Below are 5,126 nucleotides of genomic sequence, written 5' to 3'. Positions count from 1 at the left end.
CCATCATCACGCTTTCGGTGATTTCCACCGTCAGGCGGTCAGGCTTCAGGTTGAACTGCCGCAACAGGTTGGAGATATATTCCGGCAAAGCGCGGTTGCGGAAATGCACCGCCGACAGGTTCACCGCAACGGTGGGGACATGCACATCCGCATCGTCCCAATGGCGCATCTGCCGGCAGGCTTCATGCAGGGACCACCGGCCAATGGCCTCGATCTGTCCCGTTTCCTCCGCCACCGCGATAAAACGCGAGGGGAAGATGTTGCCAAGGTGGGGATGATGCCACCGCGACAGGGCCTCCACCCCATACAGGCCGCCGCTCGCGGCTTCGACCTGTGGCTGGTAATGCAGGTTGAGCATCCCCTTGGCCAGCGAGTCCCGCAGCGCGGAGCCAAGGACCAGCCGGTCCTGCGCCACCTGGTTCTTTTCCTGTCCGGCAAAGCGGTAGACGCCACGCCCGTCCGCCTTGGCCTGGCGCATGGCGGAATCCGCGTTGCTGAGCAGGGATTCGCTGTCGGGGCCATTGTCGGGGAAGCTGCTGATACCGACACTGCACGAAATGCTGAGTGTGTTTTCACCCACCTGCATCGGCTTGGCGATGGTGGAAATCAGCAGTTCGGCAAACTTGACGGCCTTGGCCTGCGTGCAGTCGGGCACGATGACGATATATTCGTCCCCGCCCGAACGGCTGATGATATAATCATCTTGCACCAGATCGCGGATGCGCTGTCCGATTTCGACAAGGAACTGGTCCGCATAGACATGGCCCAGCGCATCGTTGATGTCGCGGAAACGGTCGATATCCACCATGAACAGGTAGAACCGGCTGTCGCCTTCGCGCATGATCAGCGCGTCGATGATCTTGTGCAGCGACGAACGATTGAGCAGGCCGGTCAGGGAATCAAAGTTCGACAGTTGGGAGATATGCTGGCGCGTCGCGTTCTGTTCCACCGCAAGGGCACAGAACGGGATACAGGCGTCAACGATCCGTTCGGGCCAGCTCTGCGGGGCGTTGGGATCGCGCGAATACAGCGCAAACAGGCCCGACACCTGGTTGTTATGCGTGCGGATCGGCGCGGAACGGCAATGTTCCAGCCCCAGCGACATCGCGATCGACTGGTAATTATGCCACAGGATATGATTGCTGTAGGACGGTTCGCGCTGGAGGCGGGCAAGGTCGGCGGGTTCGAGCTTCAGCCCCTCCAGCGCGTTGAAATAGCGCTTGGGCAGGCCGGGGGCCGAAAGGATCTGCAGGCGGTTGTCGGAATCAACAAGGATCAGGCACGCGACCGAATTGGGAACGAAACTGTCCACCCGGCGGCACAGCAGGTCCGCCACATCCTGGATCAGAAGGTCCGCGGCAAGCGCCTGAAGCACGTCATTCTGGAGGATGAGGATCTTGCGCCGCTGGCTTTCCTCCGTCGCGTCCTTCATCACCGCGATGTAATAGGTCTTGTCCGTACCGGGAAGCTGCACCTTGGAGATCGAAAGCTCGCCGCACACATATTCACCATCGGCGCGCGTGAACTCCACCTCGCGCGAGGTGCCGACGATCTTGTTCAGCCCGGTCTTGCGGTTATGGGTGATGAAGCTGTCATGGTCCTTGCGATAATCGAGCGGGACAAGGCAGCTTACATTACGGCCAATCACGTCGGCGCGCGCCAGGCCCCACATACGTTCCGCCGCAGGGTTGAAGAAAATGACGCTATTGTGCTCATCAATGATGACGATGGGGTCAATCGCCTGTTCCATGGCAGGCAACAGAATCTCGGCGTTAATCTTGGGCTGACTCACCACGCTCTCCAGCTCGCCCGTGCGGGCGGCCCCACACGTTTCAGGTTTCACATCATCTCGCACGGCCCGAAGGGATGACCCCATGCCCGCACAGCCAGGCGGCTGCGTTTTCAGACCGATATTTCCCGCCATGCGCCATGCATGAACGGACCCACATCATGCCCCACGATATCCGCTGCGCGGATGACGACACATGATATGCCTCAATGTTTACGATGTTTACAATATTTACGCGGTATTATTTTACACTGCGCGGCATGCATGCCGCACATTCAGGGGGTATGAAGATCCTGTGGCAGCAGGCCGCCAAGCGGGCGGCAGGCATATTCGCACGCCGCGGGGTCCTGTTCCGCGTTCTGCCGCAATTCGGCCGCACCCTGTGATACGGCGCGCCAGGCCGCCTGCGCCAGGGCCTTGCGGCTGGGGAAATCATCGGGGTCGAGCGCCGGGTGCAGCATGACAGTCGCCCGCATGGACCGCCATTTCACCAGCTGCCACACATGGGGGCCAAGTTCCATATCCCCATACCATGCAAAGACCGGGCGACGGGCACGGTTGACGGGCACCCCCTCCAGCCGGTCATACACCACGGAAACCGGCTGGATCAGTGGCGTCATCCCCGGCGGGTGCTGGCGCATGGCCTCGGCCTCCGGCGTGTTTTCACGCCCGCGCGGAATGCGGGGCAGCTTTGCAATCGCAAAGAAGGCCGACATGAACGGCAGCACGCGCGACCCGTCCGACGACGTTCCTTCAGGGAACAGTACAAGGTTGTCGCCACCAATCAGGCGATCCATCATTTCATCGCGTTCGCGGCCGGTCGTGCTGCGCTGGCGACTGACGAAGATGGTCCGTCCAATGCGCGAGACGAGGCCCATAATGGGCCATTTCTCGATATCGCCCTTGGCCACGAAGTTCGAGGGCAGCACGGTGCCAAGCACCGGCACGTCAAGCCACGATGAATGGTTGGAGACATAGATCACAGGCCGTTCGCCGCGCGCACGGGCACGCGCGCCGCCCACGGACCCGGCCCTGCGCCCGATGACGCGGATATTCATGGACAGCAGGAAGCACAGCCCCCCCCAGACAAAGCGCGTCCAGCGGATTTTCGCCGTGCCGGGCACCAGCAGCAACACCGCCTCGAACCCGACCGAAAGCGGCACCCACACCGTAATGGCGGCAAGGCGACCGATCCCGCGCGCGGTGCGTGCGCGTTCACGCCATGGCCCCTGCGGATGGATGCGCAGCGCCGCGATATCCGCGACATCGCGCGACGTCACGGGCGCAAGGGCACGACGCTCCCGCGTGGGGTGCGGCTGGGGCGTGGGTATGGTGGAGGTATCGCGACGTCGCAGGATGCGGCGCTTAATGAAATCGGCAATCATGCCCTATCCATAGATCGGTGGGACAGACCGCGCCGACTGGCGTCGCGATCACTGTGGCAGGACCGACCCGCGCGGCCTGCACCGCAGTGCGGGTGCGCGCCGGCCTTGTGTCGTCCGGCCCTTCGTCGGACGTAGCCCCCACCTCCCGGCGCGTCAAGTACACCCACCCCCGACCGGGGGCCATGGGACGGGGATGATACTTTGCGTAACGATAAGAGCAGGGCGCAACGAGAAGGGCAGGCGGCGATGGTTCCGTAAAATATTTTTTTGTCACATCCTCCATATCCCGCATTATCAGGCTGGCATTATCAGGTATGAATGACACGGTTACGCGATCACGCATCGCGGCCCCACACCCTCTTTGGCACGCCCTGCCATGCCGCGGGGCCTCTCGTGCTCCCCTCATTGCCCTGTATGCCCTTTGCCCTGCGTGCCCTGCGCCCCCAACCAGCCCAAGGAGTGCCCCTGATGTCCGGATGGTCCGGTTACGGCCTGTTATCCGCCGCCACGGCTGTTCTGCTTGCCACCACGCCCCTTGCCTGCCACACGGCCCGGGCGCGCGATGATGTGCTTAACATCCTGACAAGCTGCGACCACGAGGACCCGGAACTGCTGCGCCCGTTTGAACAGGCAAACGCCGTGCAGGTGCATTTCCGCGACATCGACACCGTCGCGGTCGAATCCGTAATGTCGGTCATCCAGCAGGCGCAGCCCGGTGACTGGGACCTTGTCGCCACGGACGAGGCAGAGTTGATGCCCATGGCGCGCAACGGCATGCTGATGCCACTGGATGCGGCGGATTTCCCCACCACCGGCATTCCCGCCGCCGTGGCCGACCCACAGGCGGGATCGTTCGACGGGCACCTGTATGCCGTGCCGGAAAAATTCGGGTATTTCGCCCTTGCCTTCGATCAGGCGAAGGTATCGGCACAGGCATTGTCCGATATCAACGAAATCTGGAAGCCAGAATATCAGGGCCGCATCGCGATCTATGATTCCTACCTGCCTGTGATCTCCTACGTCGCGCTGGCGCTGGGCAAAGATCCCGCGCAGCTTGGCGCGGAAGACATCCCCGCATTGCAGGCAAAGCTTGTCGCCCTCAGGGCGAATGCCGCCATCGTGGGCGACATGGCCACGACACAGCAGGCGCTGGCCGATGGGCAGGTGGATATCGTCGTAGGGGGCGGCGCATGGACCACGGCAGGCATCGGCCATGACGGCGCGGTGCAGAAGGGACAGCCCGCCGCCGCTGCCGTACAGGGCGCCAACAGCGATGGCGATGATGCCGATGCCCCGCCCCTGCCGCCCGGCGCGCATCCCCCCGCGCAGGCAGACGCCGCGCCTGTTCCTGCCGCGGCCGCGGCTTCTGTCCCTGCGCAGCAGGCGGCGACGCCGGTGCTGTCGGCGCACCCGACCCTGACCTACCTCATTCCCCGGCAGGGCGCGTTGCGGTGGCAGCAGGCGGTGGCGGTGCTTTCATCCTCCCAACGCAAGGACATGGCGCTGCGGTTTGCAAAATACCTGCGCACGCCGCAGGCACAGGCGCACCTTGCCACCTCCTCATGTTACTGGGGGATGCCGGCGGACATGCGCACGCCGCTCGACCCCGCGATCAAAAATGCCCTGCATTGGGAAGACCAGCCGGCACAGATCGCGGCGACACGCATGCTGCCGCAGCTTTCACCCGACATGCGCCACAGGTTGCAGGCCCTGTGGACCAGCGTGATGCAGGCCCCGTAAGACCAGACGCACGGATCATGGCAGGTGGATCATGGTGGACAGATCATGACGGGCAGATCATGACGGGCGGCAGATCCCCTCCCCCACGATGATCGTCCGCAGCCCTCAGGCGGGATGGCCCTGATACCCTATATAGAGGCTGTTCAAAAAGTCAGGCTTGATAACATGCTGAAATTATAAAAGTTTTTGGTGAAGCTTTTTCCAAAAAGCTT

General features: G+C 62.7%; 3 protein-coding genes. 1 reads left to right on the top strand and 2 read right to left on the bottom strand.

The genetic code is table 11. From position 1 onward, the window contains the following. Together B7G66_RS12910 and B7G66_RS12905 are read right to left on the bottom strand one after the other, a co-directional pair. Positions 1 to 1,792 (bottom strand): diguanylate cyclase domain-containing protein (locus B7G66_RS12910; RefSeq protein WP_239016139.1); only part of this gene is annotated, 1,792 nt, incomplete at its 3' end. 272 nt (positions 1,793 to 2,064) lie between these two features. After that, positions 2,065 to 3,174 (bottom strand): lysophospholipid acyltransferase family protein, encoded by a 1,110-nt coding sequence (locus tag B7G66_RS12905; RefSeq protein WP_003621896.1) that lies wholly within the window; start codon positions 3,172 to 3,174, stop codon positions 2,065 to 2,067. Positions 3,175 to 3,642: 468 nt separating this feature from the next. Between B7G66_RS12905 and B7G66_RS12900 the strand changes: the two genes are divergently transcribed. After that, on the top strand, positions 3,643 to 4,914 hold the full coding sequence (locus tag B7G66_RS12900; protein WP_003621892.1) for an ABC transporter substrate-binding protein: 1,272 nt from the start codon (positions 3,643 to 3,645) through the stop codon (positions 4,912 to 4,914). Positions 4,915 to 5,126 lie beyond the last annotated feature (212 nt).

The organism is Novacetimonas hansenii JCM 7643, assembly GCF_000964405.1.
Taxonomy (GTDB): domain Bacteria; phylum Pseudomonadota; class Alphaproteobacteria; order Acetobacterales; family Acetobacteraceae; genus Novacetimonas; species Novacetimonas hansenii.
Note: the sequence above shows the minus strand (reverse complement) of the source record. Positions and strands in the feature narration are given on the sequence as shown.

Bases quoted from the DNA above. Each gene is read 5' to 3' on its own strand.
- B7G66_RS12905 (WP_003621896.1), bottom strand. From the start codon at position 3,174: ATGATTGCCGATTTCATTAAGCGCCGCATCCTGCGACGTCGCGATACC.
- B7G66_RS12900 (WP_003621892.1), top strand. From the start codon at position 3,643: ATGTCCGGATGGTCCGGTTACGGCCTGTTATCCGCCGCCACGGCTGTT.